The 17,619-nt window shown below is 56.7% G+C and carries 16 protein-coding genes; 12 read left to right on the top strand and 4 right to left on the bottom strand.

Annotated features, from left to right (window positions below; all coding sequences use genetic code 11):
- Positions 1-140: 140 nt before the first annotated feature.
- The 4 genes from hpaD to ACR0AD_RS19805 all read left to right on the top strand — a co-directional run bounded on the left by hpaD (position 141) and on the right by ACR0AD_RS19805 (position 3,588).
- Complete coding sequence (gene hpaD, locus ACR0AD_RS19820; protein WP_480484866.1) at positions 141-983, top strand: 3,4-dihydroxyphenylacetate 2,3-dioxygenase; 843 nt, start codon at positions 141-143, stop codon at positions 981-983.
- A gap of 122 nt (positions 984-1,105) precedes the next feature.
- Positions 1,106-2,503 carry a pyridoxal phosphate-dependent decarboxylase family protein gene (locus ACR0AD_RS19815; RefSeq protein WP_480484865.1) on the top strand — a complete coding sequence of 466 codons (1,398 nt, stop codon included), beginning with the start codon at positions 1,106-1,108 and terminating at the stop codon, positions 2,501-2,503.
- Between the two features lie 41 nt (positions 2,504-2,544).
- Complete coding sequence (locus tag ACR0AD_RS19810) at positions 2,545-2,685, top strand: hypothetical protein (protein WP_480484864.1); 141 nt, start codon at positions 2,545-2,547, stop codon at positions 2,683-2,685.
- Positions 2,686-2,802: 117 nt separating this feature from the next.
- Positions 2,803-3,588 carry a hypothetical protein gene (locus ACR0AD_RS19805; protein WP_480484863.1) on the top strand — a complete coding sequence of 262 codons (786 nt, stop codon included), beginning with the start codon at positions 2,803-2,805 and terminating at the stop codon, positions 3,586-3,588.
- Positions 3,589-3,720: 132 nt separating this feature from the next.
- Here the strand turns inward: ACR0AD_RS19805 and ACR0AD_RS19800 are convergent, their stop codons facing one another.
- The 4 genes from ACR0AD_RS19800 to paaG are packed head-to-tail and all read right to left on the bottom strand — an operon-like array spanning position 3,721 to position 6,869.
- Complete coding sequence (locus tag ACR0AD_RS19800) at positions 3,721-4,317, bottom strand: TetR/AcrR family transcriptional regulator (protein ID WP_480484862.1); 597 nt, start codon at positions 4,315-4,317, stop codon at positions 3,721-3,723.
- 3 nt (positions 4,318-4,320) lie between these two features.
- Entirely contained in the window at positions 4,321-5,631 is a 1,311-nt protein-coding gene (paaK, locus tag ACR0AD_RS19795) for a phenylacetate--CoA ligase PaaK (RefSeq protein WP_480489211.1), read from the bottom strand.
- 24 nt (positions 5,632-5,655) lie between these two features.
- Positions 5,656-6,081: a hydroxyphenylacetyl-CoA thioesterase PaaI gene (gene paaI / locus ACR0AD_RS19790; RefSeq protein WP_480484868.1), complete on the bottom strand. Its 426-nt coding sequence runs from the start codon at positions 6,079-6,081 to the stop codon at positions 5,656-5,658.
- A 2-nt stretch (positions 6,082-6,083) separates the two neighbouring features.
- Positions 6,084-6,869 (bottom strand): 2-(1,2-epoxy-1,2-dihydrophenyl)acetyl-CoA isomerase PaaG, encoded by a 786-nt coding sequence (gene paaG, locus ACR0AD_RS19785; RefSeq protein ID WP_480484861.1) that lies wholly within the window; start codon positions 6,867-6,869, stop codon positions 6,084-6,086.
- A gap of 103 nt (positions 6,870-6,972) precedes the next feature.
- On the opposite strand from paaG, the gene ACR0AD_RS19780 reads away from it, so the two are divergent.
- The 8 genes from ACR0AD_RS19780 to pcaF all read left to right on the top strand — a co-directional run bounded on the left by ACR0AD_RS19780 (position 6,973) and on the right by pcaF (position 17,617).
- The gene (locus tag ACR0AD_RS19780) at positions 6,973-9,006 is read left to right on the top strand and encodes an FAD-dependent oxidoreductase (RefSeq protein WP_480484860.1); all 2,034 of its coding nucleotides are present in this window, start codon (positions 6,973-6,975) and stop codon (positions 9,004-9,006) included.
- A 70-nt stretch (positions 9,007-9,076) separates the two neighbouring features.
- Positions 9,077-10,096 (top strand): TRAP transporter substrate-binding protein, encoded by a 1,020-nt coding sequence (locus ACR0AD_RS19775; protein WP_480484859.1) that lies wholly within the window; start codon positions 9,077-9,079, stop codon positions 10,094-10,096.
- Between the two features lie 57 nt (positions 10,097-10,153).
- Complete coding sequence (locus tag ACR0AD_RS19770; RefSeq protein WP_209507551.1) at positions 10,154-10,660, top strand: TRAP transporter small permease; 507 nt, start codon at positions 10,154-10,156, stop codon at positions 10,658-10,660.
- Entirely contained in the window at positions 10,657-12,009 is a 1,353-nt protein-coding gene (locus tag ACR0AD_RS19765) for a TRAP transporter large permease (RefSeq protein ID WP_480478172.1), read from the top strand. Before ACR0AD_RS19770 ends, ACR0AD_RS19765 begins: the two co-directional genes overlap by 4 nt.
- Positions 12,009-13,196: a cytochrome P450 gene (locus ACR0AD_RS19760; protein ID WP_480489209.1), complete on the top strand. Its 1,188-nt coding sequence runs from the start codon at positions 12,009-12,011 to the stop codon at positions 13,194-13,196. Before ACR0AD_RS19765 ends, ACR0AD_RS19760 begins: the two co-directional genes overlap by 1 nt.
- 119 nt (positions 13,197-13,315) lie before the next feature.
- Positions 13,316-15,346 (top strand): phenylacetic acid degradation bifunctional protein PaaZ, encoded by a 2,031-nt coding sequence (gene paaZ / locus ACR0AD_RS19755; RefSeq protein ID WP_480489207.1) that lies wholly within the window; start codon positions 13,316-13,318, stop codon positions 15,344-15,346.
- 62 nt (positions 15,347-15,408) lie between these two features.
- Complete coding sequence (locus ACR0AD_RS19750; protein ID WP_480489205.1) at positions 15,409-16,224, top strand: PaaX family transcriptional regulator C-terminal domain-containing protein; 816 nt, start codon at positions 15,409-15,411, stop codon at positions 16,222-16,224.
- Between the two features lie 190 nt (positions 16,225-16,414).
- The gene (gene pcaF / locus ACR0AD_RS19745; protein ID WP_480484855.1) at positions 16,415-17,617 is read left to right on the top strand and encodes a 3-oxoadipyl-CoA thiolase; all 1,203 of its coding nucleotides are present in this window, start codon (positions 16,415-16,417) and stop codon (positions 17,615-17,617) included.
- The last annotated feature ends 2 nt before the right edge of the window (positions 17,618-17,619 follow it).

The following is a 17,619-nucleotide window of genomic DNA, read 5'->3' as shown; positions in this document are numbered from 1 at the left end:
CAACTGGAGCTTCGAGTTCTACATGGAACAAAAACACGTCGGCTTCGCAACCGGAAATCACAACATCATGCAGCTCGGGAAACTGTAACCGGGCAAGGGCTCTGGTACACAGACATCGGTAAACACGAGGAGGAACTGCCATGGGAAAGATCGTACAAGCCGCGAAGATCACGCATGTGCCAAGTATCTGGATGTCCCACACGATGCCAAAATACAAAGGCATCCGGCAGTCTGCCATTGATGGTTATGCGCGCCTGCGCCAGGACGCGATAGACCGCGAGGTCGAGACGTTTCTTGTGTTCGACACCCATTGGATCACCAATCAGGGGTTTCACCTGAATACCAAAGAGCACCACAAAGGCCGCTTCATCAGTCATGAACTGCCGCACATGCTGGCAGACATGGAGTTTGATTATCGCGGAGATAACGCGTTGGGGGAAACCATCCTTGATGTTCTGCGTGAGCGTGGCGAGCGAGCGCTTGGCCATTCGCACCCCGATATGGGAATGGAATATGGCACCCTTCTGCCTATGCATTTCATCAACGAAGGGGTGAATGCGCGCGTTTTGCCCGTTGCAGTCAACCAGTTCTCGTCGATCCAGGAAAACCGCGTCTGGGGTGAGGCCATTGCCGAAGGTATCCGGCGTTCCGACCGGAACGTATCCATACTGGCCTCTGGCTCACTCAGCCATGATTTCACGCCGAATGAGCGCTCGGTCGACGGATTGAATGCGGTAAACGGCGAGTTCAACCGCCAGATGGATATGCACGTGCTGGAGATGTGGGAACAGGGACGGTTCGAAGAGTTCCTTGAAATGCTGCCGGACTATGCGAAGAAATGCGCAGGCGAATGCGCCATGAATGACACGGCTTTGCTGTTCGGAGCTCTGGGCTGGGGCAGCTACAAGGGTGAGATCGACATCTACACCCCCTACTTCGGCAGCTCTGGCACAGGTCAGGCGAATGTCAGCTTTTCGGTCTGAAGGCAGAACTCGGGACCTTTTCATTTGAAGAAAGCACACCTGTTCGGCTTTAATCCGCGAGCCGAACGGGTAAGGTCGGGGACTGGACAAATTGGTGTTCAGTTACAAGAGAAGGCTTGCGCATGGATTGGGACGCGTTTTCGCATTGGGGTCAGCACATTTCGAAATGGGCGGCCGATTACCACAAGACACTTGCTGAACGTCCTGTTCGGGCCAAGACCACACCAGGAGAAATCACGGCCCAGCTAAAGGCATCGCCCCCCGATAGTGGCGAGCCCATGGAAGCCATCATGGCCGATTTCGAACGAATCGTGATGCCGGGTATCACACATTGGCAACATCCCCGGTTCTTTGCCTATTTCCCGGCCAACGCAGCGCCGCCGTCGATGCTGGCTGAAATGCTGGTGACCACAATCGCGGCGCAATGCATGCTATGGCAGACCTCACCAGCTGCGACCGAGGTCGAAGGTGTCATGGTCGATTGGCTGCGGCAGGCGCTTGGATTGCCGGAAGGAACGACCGGAGTTATTCAGGACAGCGCATCATCCGCCACGTTGTCGGCTGTGCTGACCATGCGGGAACGGGCCACAGGGTTTACCGGCAACCGCGAAGGCCTGAACGCCAAGGGCGCACTGCGCATCTACTGCTCGGATCAGGTTCATTCGTCGATTGATCGGGCCTGCTGGGTTGCAGGGATCGGTCAGGACAATCTGGTGAAACTGCCGACACGTGGTCCGACCTATACGATTGATGCAGAGGCTCTTGATGTCGCAATTCAGGGTGACATCGCGGCCGGGTATGTACCTGCTGGTATCATTGCAATTACGGGCGGCACCGGGGTTGGGGCCTGCGATGATCTGGTGGCGGTGGCTGACATCGCGCAAAAATACGACCTCTATACGCATCTCGACGCGGCCTGGGCGGGGTCGGCGATGATCTGCCCCGAGCTTCGTGAGGCCCTTTGGCCCGGGGCGGATCGTTACGACAGCATTGTCTTCAACCCACATAAATGGATGGGGGCGCAGTTCGATTGCGCGATCCAGTTTCTGCGGGACGCCACGCCACAGCTCAACACGCTTAAGATCGAACCGGAATACCTCAAGACCACAGGGGCAGAGGTAACGAATTATTCGGAATGGACAATCCCTCTGGGTCGACGGTTCCGGGCATTGAAGATCTGGTTCTTGATGCGGTCATACGGTCTCGACGGGTTGCGGAGCCGAATTCGCAACCATGTGCTCTGGGCCAATGAACTTGCAGAAAAGATCGGCGCGATAGAGGGGTTTGAGATCACCACCGGCCCGATCCTGAGCCTGTTTTCCTTTCGCTGTCCAGGGGATGACGCCGCTCAGCAGCGACTGGTGGACGCGCTGAATGACGATGGCCGAATTTACTTGACGCAAGGCATGTTTAATGGCCGCAAGATCATCCGTTTTCAGGTCGGGCAATTCGACACAACCCGCGATGACGTGCTGATGGCGGCGGATGTCATCCGCGATGTCTGGGAGAGCCTGCCATAAAATTCGCAACGTTCAGTGCTGCAAGGGATACCTTCTTTTGGTTGATTACCGATGATGGTGCGATCGCCCTGAACGGTGATTTTCCTGAGTTTTCCAGCCTGTATGAAGTCATTGCCGCAGGTGAGTTTGCCCAAGCCGAAACCGAAGACTATGAATATCTAACACGCTCACTCTCGTTATGAGTGAGGGACCATCGGTGGGTAGGTCAAAGGTCAATTGTGGGTCTTTGAAGGATGAAAGGGTATTGAGGAAAGCGCTTTTCCGGCAACTTCGACGAGAGTTTAGCGAGAGATAAGAAAATGTTGAAAGTCGTTATACATCAGGGGTTTCATAAAACAGGCACTCGAACACTGCAAACAATGTTGCTCAGAAATCGTTCCCGATTAAAGGGCAGAGTGAATATTCTGGTTCCGAGTGATCTGCAAGAGGCGGGCTTCTCAGCACGGCGCTTTTCTGTAGTGCAAGAAGAACGAGTGCTAAATAAGTTTCGTAAACAATTAAGACAAGCTCTGGCGCGCTTTGAAAACGAAACAGACAAACCGCTTTTGATTAGTAACGAGGAGTTTGCGGGCCTGATTCCAGGGCGTAAAAATGTGTATTCTTATTCCATGGTAACGGTTTTGTCTGAAGTGCTATTGGATGAGATCGAGAAGTTCGCTGATGGTAACGCGCGTGCAACCTTCTTTTTTACCACCAGGAACGCCTCTGATTGGATTAAGAGTGTTTATTGGCAAAACATACGTTCGAACCGAATTCAGGAAGGCCTTTCGGAATACGCGGACCTACTTCAGCAAGGCGCAGATCTTGCTGGTGTGGTTGCCCGAGTTAAGGATGCCGTATCCTCCCGAGCCGACGTCGTTTCCCTAGACACCTCAAACATGAGTGACCGTCTATTTCCCGCCACAAAGGTGCTATCGATGCTGAACGTAAGGTCCGATGATCTTACGCCTGTCAGTAACTTGAATGTCCAACCGGTTGGAGCCGCAGAGTATTTTCTGGAATTGAACAGATCAAACATGACGGACGAAGAGGTCATGGCAGCGAAACGCAATTTCTTAGACGATTTGAAGATGCGCAAAAAGTAAGAAAGAAGGCCACGCGCTCGCTGCAGCCACGGTCCTTATTGGCGCGCCTCAGGATAGCCGACCAATCTGATCTGCGATTTCAGAACAACACACGAGACCACACCCGTGCGTGATTTCTCCAAGCGGGCATGCCTAAAGCTTTTGCACACCATGCATGGTCAGGGTGCTCACCAGATCGGCATAATCTTCGCGGGCTTTGGGGCCTGCGCCGGTGTTCCACATGTAATACCAGTTCAACATTCCAAAGACTGACATCGTCGCGCCGCGAAGCTTGTCCTTGGCGCCGTCAAAAGAACCGGGGGACATTTCCAGAAGTATGTCGCGGACAAAGTTCACCAGATCAAGCTGATAGCCCCGCAGCCTTTTTTGCTGTTCTTCGGTCAATGCGCTCATGCCACTGATCTGAACCCGGTGCTCGTCATCTGCACCCTGATAGGCAAAAAGGATCTCGCGCACTGCTTTGCGCAGTTTCTGTTCGGGGTTAAGGCCGTCCAGATCAACATTGCAAATCCGGTCCCGCAACTCACGCAGGTACGTTTCAAGGATGTCATACAGGATGGCATCCTTGCTGTCATAGTAGTGGTATATGTTTGCTTTCGAGATGCCGCATTCTTTGGCCAAAAGGGTCATCGAAGCACGGTCAAACCCCTGGTCGGCAAACACTTTTGCCGCCATCTTCAGGATCTGTTCCCGCTTTTGGTCGTGGTCTTTGGCAATTGTCCGGGCCACGGCTCAGTCCTTATCGCGATTGTCTACAACGCGCTTCGCCTTGCCCTGAGAGCGTTCGACGTCGCCGGGGTCACCTACTACAATTTCGGTTGAAACGCCAACGACGTCCTTGATGCGTTTGGTCAGCATCCGTGCAGCGGCCGTTTTTGACAGCTCGTCGGTGGAATCGGGGGAGGATTCAACAAAGACCCGCATGGCATCCATGCGACCGGATTTGTAGAGCTCGATCTGGTAATAGGGGGCAAGACCGCCCGTTGCCATGACCTGTTCCTCGATCTGGCTGGGGAAGACGTTGACGCCGCGCAGGATCATCATGTCGTCACTGCGACCTGTAATTTTTGCCATCCGGCGCATGGACCGCGCCGTCCCCGGCAGCAGGCATGTCAGATCGCGTGTGCGATAGCGGATCATCGGCAACCCTTCTTTGGTTAGTGTCGTGAACACCAATTCTCCGGTTTCGCCATCGAGCAGGACTTCTCCGGTTGCCGGGTCGATGATTTCCGGCAGGAAGTGATCCTCCCAGATTACAGGCCCGTCTTTGGTTTCAACGCATTCATTGGCGACACCGGGGCCCATGATCTCGGACAGGCCATAGATATCGACGGCGTGCATGTCGAAGGCCGCCTCGACCTCGGCCCGCATCGCGTCAGTCCAGGGTTCGGCACCAAAAACGCCAACCTTCAGCGAGCTCTCACGTGGGTCGAGACCCGCCTTGTGGAACTGTTCAAGGATATTGAGCATGTAGGAGGGTGTAACCATGATCCCGTCAGGACGGAAATCGTTGATCAGGTTCACCTGTTTTTCGGTCTGCCCGCCCGACATCGGGACGACAGTCGCGCCAAGGCGTTCGATCCCGTAATGGGCACCTAGCCCACCGGTGAACAGCCCATAGCCGTAGGCGTTGTGAACCATGTCGCCCTTGCGCAGCCCAGACGCGCGAAGAGACCGCGCGCCAAGGTCAGCCCAGTTGTCTATGTCATTCTTTGTGTAGCCGACCACTGTCGGTTTGCCTGTTGTGCCGGAGGACGCGTGCAGGCGAATTATCTCGCTGCGCGGAACCGCAAAAAGACCAAACGGATAGTTGTCGCGCAGGTCGTTTTTATACGTGAACGGAAACTTTGACAGATCCGAAAGCTGTTGAAGATCGTCAGGATGCACGCCAGCCTCGTCAAAGCGCTGTTTGTACATCGGAACGTTTTCATAGGCGTGGCGCACGGACCACTTCAGCCGCTCAAGCTGTGTGGCGCGAATTTCGTCGATCGAGGCGATTTCGATCGGGTCCAGGTCCGCTTTGTTGGGGGAAAGGTCTTTCATCGCGTAACTCCTCCAGTCACGAAACTATTCTTGAAAATTCTGGCCGCCAATAGCGCGGGACATGCCGCGAAACTCAGCGATCAGAGTGTTGTCTTGATTGATGACGCGGACGTCGTAGATGCCGCTGCGACCGGACAGGTTCACTTCTGTCGCGGTGGCAGTCAGGCGGTCACCTTTCCGTCCCGGTGCAAGATAGCTGACCATTGTATGCTGCCCTACAGTCGCAACATTCCGGCTGTTGCAGGCAAAGGCAAAAGCACTGTCAGCAAGAGCGTGCGTGACGCCGCCATGGCAAATACCGTGTCCGTTACAGTGATGCGGCGCAACAGTCAGCGACAGGACAGCGCGCCCTTCATCGACCTCGACAAGCTCCATCCCGAACCATTTACTGGCTTCGTCATTGGCCCACATCGCTGCCGCGGATTTTTGGGCGCGTTCTTTTGGGGTCATCATTATCTTCCCTGAAAATGCGGTGCGCGTTTTTCGAGGAAACTGGACACGCCTTCGGCGTAATCAGCACTTTCCCCGCAGGTTTTCATTGCGTCCGCTTCAATTTCAAGCTGATCGGACAAGGATGTGGTGGCTGCTGTTTGAATGCACTGCTTGGTCAGACCCAAGCCAAGGGTGGGGCCGTTGGCGAGTCGCGTGGCAAGAGCGCGTGCTTCGGTCATCAGCTGATCATCGGGAAACGCCTTCCAGATCAACCCCCAGTCTTCCGCCTGTTTGGCGGTTAGGGGCATTGCTGTCAGGGCCAGCCCCTTAGCGCGCGCCTCGCCCAACAATCGGGGCAAGTGCCAGCTGCCGCCTGTGTCCGGGATCAACCCGACCTTGGAAAAACTTTGGATGAACTTCGCGCTTTCCCCGGCCAGAACCATGTCGCAGGCCAGTGCAAGGTTCGCGCCCGCGCCCGCGGCCACGCCGTTGACGGCACAAACGACCGGGAAATTCAAAGACCGGATCAGTCGAACCAGAGGGGCATAGAAAGTGCGTACAGTTTTGCCCAGGTCGGGCGGGCCATCCATTTTTGAGGGATCGCGGTCTCCAAGGTCCTGACCCGCACAAAAACCGCGCCCTGCGCCGGTCAGCAAAATCGCGCGGGCGCCTTTTTTGCGCGCATTCTTCAGCGCGTCGTGAAGGGCAAGATGCATCTCCTCATTGAACGAGTTCAGCTTGTCGGGGCGGTTCAGGGTTATTTCAACCCAGTTTCCGTGATCATGTACAAGGATCGTATCGCTCATGGCTGTCTCATCTGTTCCCGTGACAACTTAATCATTGCATTAACCGAACGGTTGGTCAATATATAAACCCGAACCGAATCTGGACTGATCAAAGGGATTGCCAATGTCGCAGCCGTCGCTGGTGAGTGTTGACTTTAAGGGCGACGTGGCCTGGGTCACGGTCGACAACCCGCCGGTGAACGCAACCTCGACGGGGGTTCGGCAGGGTCTGGCCGACGCGATCGATGCAGTTCAGAAAGCTCGGGTTGCCGTCCTGTGCTGCGCCGGTCGGACATTCATCGCAGGCGGTGATATGTCCGAGTTTGACGCGGCTCCGGCTGAGCCGCATTTGCCTGATGTTGTTCAGAAGATCGAAGACAGTAATGTGCCGTTTATCGCCTGTATGCACGGCAACGTGTTGGGTGGCGGGTTTGAAATTGCCATGGCCTGCGCGTGGCGGATCGCAGCGCCGGGCACCAGCTTTGGGCTGCCGGAAGTCAATGTAGGCCTGATCCCAGGGGCGGGGGGCACGCAACGATTGCCGCGCCTTGTTGGAATGGAAGCGGCGATCGACATCGCCTGTTCAGGAAAAATCCTGAAAGCCGAGGAAATGGCCAATCTCGGGGGAATTGATCTGATTGCCGATAACCCAAAGGCGGCTGTTCTGGACTTTGTCGCCAACCTGCCAAAGCGCCCGGCACCTGTCAGTCAACGGCCCGTCGGCGAATTCGCGTCTGACCTTCTGGAGACGAGCCGTCAGGCTTTGAAAAGAACCGCCAGGGGTCAGCAATCACCGCTGGAAAACCTTACCGCGCTCAGCTGGTCGTCAGAACCCTTTGCTGCCGCACAGCCGAAAGAGCGGGCGCGCCATCTGGCGCTGCGTCAAAGCCCAGAAAGCCGCGCCCTGCGATACGCCTTTTTTGCCGAGCGCAAGGTTGCCAGACCTACCATGATCGCAGGTGTTACCCCGCGCGATATCAGCCGGATCGCAGTTGTCGGTGGCGGGTTGATGGGGGCAGGGATCGCAACCGCAGCCCTGAATGGCGGGTTGTCGGTCACTCTGATCGAGAGGGATACGGAAGCAGCGGCCGCGGCCCATGATCGGGTTAAGGGGCTGCTAAAGGGGGCAGTCAAGCGGGGCAAGATGTCCGAAGCGCAGCTACAGGAACGCCTTTCTGCATTTCGCGCCGTTGACAGCTACTCCGAAGCTGCCGACGTTCAGTTGGCTATCGAGGCTGTGTTTGAAGACTTGTCAGTCAAGCAACAGGTTTTTGCAGAATTGGCCCGCCATATGCAGCGTGACGCGATTCTGGCCACGAACACGTCTTACCTGAGCCCGGTCGAGATTTTCGCGGGTATCGAAAATCAATCCCGGTGCATTGGCCTGCACTTCTTCAGCCCTGCCCATGTCATGAAGCTGTTGGAAGTCGTGCATACGCCGCAAACTTCGCCCGAAGTTGTCGCCACAGGGTTTGCGCTCGGAAAAAGGCTTCGCAAGGTTTCTGTCCTGTCGGGCATCTGCGATGGTTTTATCGGCAACCGGATGTTGGCTGCGTATCGGCGCGAGGCCGATTATTTGCTGGCAGATGGAGCGTTGCCTTATCAGGTGGATCAGGCAATGCGAGCTTTCGGGATGCCCATGGGGCCCTACGAGCTGCAAGATTTGACCGGCCTCCAAATTGCCTGGGCCAACCGAAAACGCAATGCCGCAACCCGCGACCCGAACGAACGTTATGTGACGATTGCTGACCAGCTGTGCGAGATGGGTCGTCTTGGCCAACGTACGGGCAAAGGATGGTATCGCTATGAAGAGGGTCATCGCGAACCGATCCGCGATCCCGAAGTGGAGGCGTTGATCGAGTCCCACTCGGCGGATCAGGGCATAACGCGGCGGGCATATGCGCAGGACGAAATCGTGTCGCGCATCCTGGCGGTGCTGGCCAACGAGGGCGCGTTGATCATTCAGCAGGGGATCGCCGAGTCCGCGGAAGCCGTCGATATGGTTCAAATTCACGGCTACGGCTTTCCGCGCTGGCGCGGCGGGCCGATGAACTATTGCAAGGAAATCGGAGCCAACACGTCGCACGCAATGATGGAAACCGTAGCCAAGGAAAGCCCCGGTTCATGGCGCGTCGCGGGTTGTCTTGGGGACAATTAACAAGTTGATGGTTACAAAAGTGACCATTAACGCATTCTTGACTCATGTTTCACAGGGAGGAGACAGAACTATGAAATTCACAAGGTTGAGCACACTTCTTGCCTCAGCTGCACTGGCCGTTTCAGGTACAGTGGCGCTTGCGGCAGACTATACGCTGACCATTTCCAGCTGGGCCCCGCCGACCCATGGCATCAATGCCAAGATGTGGCCGAAATTCGTCGAGATGATCGAAGAGGCCACCGATGGTCAGGTCACCGCCGAACTGAAGCTGGGCCTTGCCCCGCCCCCTGCGCAGATGGACCTGATCATGGATGGCGCCGCTGATGCCTCGATCATTTTCCACGGCTATCAGCCGGGCCGGTTTGTCACCACCAAGATGATCGAACTGCCCGGATATGAAGGCTCGGCCGAGGCTGCGTCGGTCGCATATTGGCGCGCATATGACACACATTTGAAGGCGGCAGATGAACACCGTGGTGTGAAAGTGATCGCTTTGCACACACATGGTCCGGCTCAGCTGCATTCCAGCAGTCCGGTGACGTCGCTGGACGAAGTCTCGGGCCTCAAGGTTCGCATCCCCGGCGGTGTTGGCGGTGACGTGGGCACGGCGTTGGGTGCAACCGGTATCCAGGTTCCTGCACCGAAAGTGTATGAAACCCTGGCCTCCAAGGCCGCAGATGGCGTCGTCATGCCCTTTGAATCCCGCAAAGGTTTCAAGCTGACGGAAGTGGCCCAGAACGTTTATGAGGTCCCTGGCGGCCTGTATCGCGGTTCGTTTGCCTTTATCATGAACGAGGACACTTTTGCTGACCTGCCCGCCGATCTGCAGGCAGCGCTGGAAGAAAACGTTTTCGGTGAACCACTGAGCCGTGAAATTGGCAAAATCTGGGATGAGATCGATGCGATCGGCCGGGAAGAAACCGAAGGCACCGAAGGCAACGCGATCCATGCCGCATCCGCTGAAGATCTGGAAAAGTTCAATGCGATTGCTGCGGATGTACGCGCCAAGGTTATCGACGAAGTCAATGGCACAGGCATCGACGCCCAGGCAGCCTATGACATGATCGTAAATGAAATGGCTGCGCAATAAAGCAGTCGAGCTGGCGGATGCGATCCGCCAGCCGATTTCACCCGCTGGGGACCCGTTATGCAATCTCTCGTGACCTTTGCGCGTCGCGTCAGTATCGTGCCTACGCTGCTGGCCTGTGCCGCGCTGTTCATCCTGATGGTGATGACCTTCTTTGATGTCATCCTACGTTCTGTTTTCAATGCCCCGATCGAGGCGGCCACGGAACTGACCCGGATCCTGATGGCCGTCCTCGTGTTCTCGGTCTTGCCGATGATCTCGGCAGGGAAGGGTCAAATCGCTGTGGATTTGACGGATGGGCTGTTTTCACGCCTGCGGTTAAGTCGGGTACGTGATGCAATTGTGTATCTGTTCTCTGGCATTATGCTTTTTTGGCCAATTCAGCGTGTCTGGGTATTGGCTGAACGTGCGCGGGATTACGGGGATGTCACGGAATATCTTTCGATCCCAGTCTTCTATGTAGGCTGGTTTATCTCGGGGTTCATAGCGATCACCGCTGTTGCAATGATCATCACCGGCTTCTTGCACTTCTTTGCCCCCCATACCTTGTCGGAGCACCCCCAATGACCGCTGCGCTGATCGGTTTTGTTCTTGTTCTTGTTCTTGTGCTGGTGCGCTTGCCTATCGTGTTTGCAATGGGATTGGTCGGAACGCTTGGCTTTGCCTATGAACGCGGCGGCAGCATTCTGTCCGAGCGCGGGTTAAAGGCCGCGATGTCGATGGTGGGTCGTCAGATCACCGACACCGCGCAGGATTACGGCCTGTCGGTGGTCCCGCTGTTCATCCTTATGGGCCTATTCGTGAACAAGGGTGGGCTTGCGCGTGAGCTTTACGCAGTTTCAAACGCTTTTCTGGGCCATTTTCGGGGTGGTATCGCCATGGCGACGGTTGCGGCATGCGGAGGCTTTTCAGCCATTTGCGGCTCGTCTCTGGCAACGGCGGCCACCATGTCCAAGGTCGCAATGCCGGAGATGCGCCGCTATGGCTATTCCGACGAGCTGTCGACAGCATCGATTGCAGCGGGCGGCACACTTGGAATTCTTATTCCGCCGTCGGTGATCCTGGTCATCTACGGGCTGCTGACCGAAACCTCGATTGGGAAGCTTTTCGTTGCGGGTATCATTCCCGGCCTGCTTGGCATTCTGTTCTACCTGCTCGCCGTGCGCTGGACCGTCGCACGCAAGCCCGAGTCGGGACCGGCGGGTGAACGTCACGGCTGGGCCGAGCGTCTGTCGGCGGTGCGCTCAGTCTGGGCCGTATTGCTGCTGTTCTTTCTGGTGATTGGCGGATTGTACGGTGCATTCGATTTTCATCCACTGAACCTGACCTTCAGCCCGACCGAGGCGGCAGGCATGGGCGCAATGGGCGCTTTCCTGATCGCGCTGTCACGAGGCGGGCTTACTTTGGGGTCGACTTTTGAGGTGCTGAAGGAAACCACCTATACCGCCGCGGCATTGTTCTCGGTTCTGATCGGGGCACAGATCTTTTCGAATTTCATCAACCTTGCCGGTCTGCCCGAAGCGCTCATCGCGTTGGTTACGGCCTATGACGTTGAACCTTTTGTGGTGATCCTGATGATCCTTGGGATCTACATCATTTTGGGTTGCGTCTTTGAATCCCTGTCGATGCTGCTGCTGACAGTGCCGATCTTTTTCCCGCTGGTCACGTCGTTGGGGTATGACCCGATCTGGTTCGGCATTGTTGTGGTTGTCGTGACCGAAATCAGCCTGATCACTCCACCCGTCGGATTGAACGTTTTCATTCTGAAAGGCGTGGTCGGAGATGTGTCAACAGGAACAATCTTCAAGGGTGTTACTCCGTTCTGGGTAGCGGATATCTTCCGGCTGGCCCTGATCGTTCTGGTGCCATGGTTAGTGTTGGTTCTGCCTGAACAAATGGGGGCGATGGGGCACTGATGTTCTCTCTGACCGCGCTTCCGGACGGGTTTCACACAGACCCCTATCCTGCCTACGCCGTTATGCGCGAAGATACGCCCGTCTGCTGGCAACGTGACGGATCGGTTATCCTGTCCCGATACGAGGATCTGGACCTTGTTTACCGGGACACCTCGCGATTCATATCGGACAAGAAAGCGGTATTTGGTCCCAAATACGGGGTCGACAGCCCCTTGTATGAACACCACACCACCAGTTTGGTGTTTAATGACCCGCCGCTGCATACCCGTGTTCGCAAGGTAATGGTCGGCGCGATGAATCCGCGCGCGTTGGCGCAAATGGAACCGGGTCTGATCCAGCTTGTCGATGGGCTGCTGGACGAGATGCAGGTCAAGGGCAACGTCGAACTGATCGAGGATTTTGCCGGGGCAATCCCGATCGAGATCATCGGCAATCTGCTGGGTATACCACGATCCGAACGCGGGCCATTGCGCGATTGGTCTCTGGCCATTCTTGGTGCGTTGGAGCCGCAATTGACGCCGGAGCAGGAAGAGTGGGGTAATCGCTCGGTCTCGGACTTCAAGGACTTCCTGCGGCATATCATCGAGGATCGTCGCGCCAACCCCGGAGATCCGGCAACGGATGTCCTGACCCGGCTGATCCAGGACGACACGGATGGTGGCCTGACCGAGGTCGAGCTGTATCAGAACTGCATTTTCATCCTGAATGCTGGGCATGAGACCACAACGAACCTGATCGGCAACGCATTGGAGCTGTTGAACCGGCACCGCGACAAGCGGGCGGAGTTGCTGGCCGACCCGGATCTGATCGGTTCGGCCGTGGACGAGTTTCTGCGGCTGGAAAGCCCGAACCAGTTCGGCAATCGCCTGACCACCGTTGATGTAACGTTCCACGGTCAGTCCATTCCGGCTGGTACTGATGTTCATCTGTGTATCGGTGCGGCCAACCGTGATCCACGGCAGTTTGACCAGCCCGACGAGATGATCTTGGACAGACGCCCCAACAAGCATCACGCCTTTGCCGGAGGGCCTCATACCTGCGTTGGTCTGACTCTCGCGCGTCTGGAGGGCCGGGTGGCCGTGGGCCGGTTTCTGGCCCGTTTTCCAGACTATCGCATCACCGACGGCGCCGAACGGGGCGGGCGTATCCGGTTTCGGGGGTTTGCACGATTACCCGCGCGGGTCTGAGAAATCCGACGAGGGAAATTTACTCGGTAATTGATTGACCGACCGTACGGTTTAAAATATGATTTCGCGAGACCGGCTTGTGGCAGCGCGGGGATCGCGACAAAGATGAGGAGACGCTCATGACTATCCAACAGATTTCCAGCTTTGCAGCCGGTGAGTGGGTTTCGCCCGGCGAGGGTGCCCGCGCGATAGCTAGCGCTGTGACCGGCGAGGTTATCGCCACAGCGGGTAACAATGCTTTGGATGTCCAGGGGATGTTGGACTATGCGCGCAATGTCGGGGGGGCGGCACTGCGCAAAATGACGTTCCATGAACGGGCCAAAATGCTCAAGGCGCTGTCCGTCCATTTGGGTCAGCACAAGCAGGCGATGTATGACTTGTCTTTCAACACCGGTGCCACGCAATCGGATCATATGATTGATATCGACGGCGGCATCGGAACGATGTTTGTCTTTGCCGCAAAAGGCCGTCGTGAAATGCCGGACGGACATGTCTATCTGGATGGCGATGTCGAGCAGTTGTCGCGCAACGGCACCTTTCTGGGGCAGCACATCTGCACCCCGCTGCAAGGTGTGGCAGTTCATATCAACGCGTTCAATTTTCCGGTTTGGGGGATGCTGGAAAAGCTTGCCCCAACCCTTCTGGCGGGCGTTCCGGCGATTGTAAAACCCGCCACAAGCTCGTGTTATGTGACCGAGCTGTGTGTCAGGTTGATGCTTGAGTCCGGCATCTTGCCAGCGGGTGCATTGCAGTTGGTCTCGGGTGGTTTGGGTGGCATGCTGGACCGTCTGACCATGCAGGACGTGGTCAGCTTTACCGGATCCGCTGATACAGCCCTGAAACTGCGCTCCAACCCGGTGATCCTTGAGAACTCGGTGCGTTTTGTTGCGGAACAGGACAGCCTGAACTGTTCGATCCTTGGCCCCGATGCCGCGCCGGGCACGCCGGAATTTGACCTCTTCGTGAAGGAAGTCCAGCGCGAGATGACCACGAAGGCAGGGCAGAAATGCACCGCAATCCGTCGGATCATCGCGCCCGAACCGCAGGTACAGGTGGTAATTGACGCGTTGTCGGCACGTCTGGCGAAAACGACCATTGGCGACCCAAAGCTGGAAACCACCCGCATGGGTGCGTTGGTTTCGAACGGTCAGAAGCGTGATGTTCTGGAAAAGGCCGCCATTCTCGGCCAAGAGGCCGAGCGTGTCTTCGGCAACCCCGATGATTTCGCGGTTGAGGGCGCTGATGCCGAAAAGGGTGCGTTCCTGCCGCCCATGCTCTTCCATTGCGCTAATCCTGACGCGGCGCAGCGTGTGCACGACACTGAAGCCTTTGGTCCGGTCAGCACAGTGATGGGGTATCGCGATCTTGACCATGCCATCGAACTGGCGAACCGGGGGCAGGGCTCTCTGGTGGCGTCGGTGATCACCCATGATCCCGAGGTTGCGCGACAGGTTGCCATGGGATCAGGGGCTTATCACGGGCGTCTGTATTTCAACAACCGCGACTCGATGAAGGAATCCACCGGTCATGGCTCACCTCTGCCGCACATGGTTCATGGCGGTCCGGGACGCGCCGGTGGCGGCGAAGAAATGGGCGGGGTACGGGGTGTGAAACACTATATGCAGCGCACCGCCATTCAGGGTTCGCCCGATCTGCTGACAGCGATTGGCCGGAAATGGGTGCCTGGCGCGACCGAAATCGAAGTTCCTGCTCATCCCTTTACCCGCCGGTTTCACGATCTGTCGATTGGTGAGACCCTTTACACGGCGCCAAGAACCATCACCATGGAGGACATTGAACACTTCGCCAACTTCACCGGTGATACCTTCTATGCGCATATGGATCAGGCGGCGGCGGAACGTAACCCGTTCTTCCCGGGTCGCGTTGCACATGGATACTTGCTGTTGTCTTTCGCAGCCGGATTGTTCGTCGAACCGAACGAGGGGCCGGTTTTGGCAAATACCGGTCTTGACGGGCTGCGTTTCATGAAACCGGTCGAGGCAGGTGACACCATCAAGGTGCGTTTGACGGTCAAGCACAAGACCAAGCGCAATGATGACTACGGCGAGGTTCGCTGGCACGTTACCCTGACACAGCAGGATGATGAGCTGGTCGCAGAATACGAGTTGCTGACCATGGTTGCCTACTAGGCACAAGTGCAGGTGCGCAGGGGCTGGATGGCATTTCCCTCCGGCCCGATTATACTGTGCTTATGAAAGATACGGCTCCAGAATGGTTCGAAACCTGCGTCAGCCAGTTGACCACAACTGGCACGCAGCGTGTGTGGTCAGTTCTGGTCACGATATTCGGTGATCTGGCCCAGAGCGGGTCTGACCAGGTTAGCGGCGCGTTGATCACAGCACTGACCAACCTTGCGGGGATCAAGGCCGAAGCCACGCGTGTTGCGCTGCACAGGCTGCGCAAGGAAGGCTGGATCGAAAGCACGCGGGTCGGGCGAAACAGCGTGCACAGACTGACCGAATATGGCCGCAGTCAAAGCGCCGCCGCTGCCCCGCGCATCTATTCCAGCGAGACGAATACGCCAGAAACCTGGCATGTGCTTGTTGCCAGCAGTTCAGAAAGTTCGCGAAAAGAGCTGGCAGATCTGATGCTTACTGGAGACTATATTTCAGTTAACCACACAACAGCCATGTCGGCAGGACCCGTCCCGGAGAACCTTGAAGAACTGCTGGGTGTTGAAAGCAGCGCTACTTCGATCCCCGGCTGGCTGCGCGACCTTTGTGGCCCTGAAGTGCTGAAGTCTGCCTATGATCAGTTTTTGCATTCCATTCAAATCACCGAGCAAATGCTGCCTGTCGATGGCGTCGGCGATCCGATTAAAATAGCGGTGCTGCGCGTATTGATTGTGCATGGGTGGCGTCGTTTGGTCCTGCGCCATCCGTCCCTGCCTCCGGCCTTTTTGCCCGCCGATTGGAAGGGCGCGGAGTGTCGCGCGGCGGTGTCCCGACTGCTGGGACAATTGTCCAAACCGGATCTTGCAACGCTGGAATCTGCGGCGGGTGGTTGACTCGTTTTTTGCCGAGCTCGGGATGGCGCTCTTGGGGGTTGGAAGACGGATGTGAAAGAAGTGCCATTTAATGTTACAGAAAGCTGACAGAAGCGATTACGTGGTAACATAATGCTTGCGCCGAATCGATTGAGCATTTATTAACCGACCAGACGGTTAATGACTTGTGTTCCAACAGGAGACCCAATTGATGGACGCCTTCATCTGCGACGCAACCCGCACCCCGATTGGGCGGTATGGTGGTGCGCTTTCATCGGTTCGCACGGATGATCTGGCGGCTATCCCGCTGGCGGCCCTGATGGCGCGCAACCCGCAAGTCGACTGGACCAGTGTGGATGACGTCATTTATGGCGATGCCAACCAGGCAGGAGAGAGCAATCGCAACGTTGCCCGGATGGCGGCACTGCTTGCTGGATTGCCGACGGACGTGCCGGGAACAACGATAAACCGCTTGTGCGCCAGTGGTATGGATGCTGTCGGAATGGCGGCGCGTGGTATCAAGGCAGGCGATTATGATCTTGCTGTTGCGGGTGGCGTGGAAAGCATGTCGCGCGCACCGTTTGTAATGCCCAAAGCGACGTCGGCGTTTACGCGCAGCAATGCGGTTTACGACACCACGATTGGCTGGCGCTTTGTGAACCCAAGGCTAAAGCAGCAGTATGGCGTCGATTCCATGCCGCAAACGGCTGACAATGTCGCTGAAGATTATGGGATCAGCCGTGAAGACCAGGACGCCTTTGCCGCGCGCAGTCAGGCACGATGGGCTGCGGCGCACGCGGCAGGCGTGTTCCAAGAGGAAATCACACCGGTTTCAATTCCGCAGCGCAAGGGCGATCCGATTGTTGTCGATACGGATGAACATCCTCGCCCGGGAACCACAGCGGAAAAACTCTCGGGCCTCAAGGGTGTGAACGGGCCGGAGAAAACAGTGACCGCTGGGAATGCCTCGGGCGTGAATGACGGTGCCGCCGCGATCCTGATGGCGAATGAAGTGGCAGTGGCAAAGAATGGTTTGACCCCGATTGCCCGTGTGGTTGGTATGTCTGTCGCGGGCGTCGAGCCTCGGGTCATGGGTATTGGTCCGGTTCCTGCCAGCCGAAAGGTTTTGGCGCGCGCGGGGCTGAGCATCGACCAGATGGATGTGATCGAATTGAACGAGGCGTTTGCGTCGCAAGGTCTGGCAACGCTGCGAGAGCTTGGCCTGCCCGATGACGCAGCTCATGTGAACCCGAATGGCGGTGCAATCGCCCTTGGTCATCCATTGGGGATGAGCGGCGCCCGACTTGTGTTGACCGCAGCGTACCAACTGAAACGCACCAAAGGGCGCTATGCGCTTTGCACAATGTGCGTCGGCGTCGGGCAAGGCGCTGCACTTATTCTTGAACGCGTGTAACG

The organism is Ruegeria sp. BH8 (assembly GCF_056538065.1).
This window is presented reverse-complemented; position numbering and strand designations above follow the sequence as displayed.

Excerpts from the sequence above, each read along its gene's own strand:
- hpaD (WP_480484866.1), top strand. The coding sequence starts at position 141 with ATGGGAAAGATCGTACAAGCCGCGAAGATCACGCATGTGCCAAGTATC.
- ACR0AD_RS19815 (WP_480484865.1), top strand. The coding sequence starts at position 1,106 with ATGGATTGGGACGCGTTTTCGCATTGGGGTCAGCACATTTCGAAATGG.
- ACR0AD_RS19805 (WP_480484863.1), top strand. The coding sequence starts at position 2,803 with ATGTTGAAAGTCGTTATACATCAGGGGTTTCATAAAACAGGCACTCGA.
- paaK (WP_480489211.1), bottom strand. The coding sequence starts at position 5,631 with ATGAAAGACCTTTCCCCCAACAAAGCGGACCTGGACCCGATCGAAATC.
- paaI (WP_480484868.1), bottom strand. The coding sequence starts at position 6,081 with ATGACCCCAAAAGAACGCGCCCAAAAATCCGCGGCAGCGATGTGGGCC.
- paaG (WP_480484861.1), bottom strand. The coding sequence starts at position 6,869 with ATGAGCGATACGATCCTTGTACATGATCACGGAAACTGGGTTGAAATA.
- ACR0AD_RS19780 (WP_480484860.1), top strand. The coding sequence starts at position 6,973 with ATGTCGCAGCCGTCGCTGGTGAGTGTTGACTTTAAGGGCGACGTGGCC.
- ACR0AD_RS19775 (WP_480484859.1), top strand. The coding sequence starts at position 9,077 with ATGAAATTCACAAGGTTGAGCACACTTCTTGCCTCAGCTGCACTGGCC.
- ACR0AD_RS19770 (WP_209507551.1), top strand. The coding sequence starts at position 10,154 with ATGCAATCTCTCGTGACCTTTGCGCGTCGCGTCAGTATCGTGCCTACG.
- ACR0AD_RS19765 (WP_480478172.1), top strand. The coding sequence starts at position 10,657 with ATGACCGCTGCGCTGATCGGTTTTGTTCTTGTTCTTGTTCTTGTGCTG.
- ACR0AD_RS19760 (WP_480489209.1), top strand. The coding sequence starts at position 12,009 with ATGTTCTCTCTGACCGCGCTTCCGGACGGGTTTCACACAGACCCCTAT.
- paaZ (WP_480489207.1), top strand. The coding sequence starts at position 13,316 with ATGACTATCCAACAGATTTCCAGCTTTGCAGCCGGTGAGTGGGTTTCG.
- ACR0AD_RS19750 (WP_480489205.1), top strand. The coding sequence starts at position 15,409 with ATGAAAGATACGGCTCCAGAATGGTTCGAAACCTGCGTCAGCCAGTTG.
- pcaF (WP_480484855.1), top strand. The coding sequence starts at position 16,415 with ATGGACGCCTTCATCTGCGACGCAACCCGCACCCCGATTGGGCGGTAT.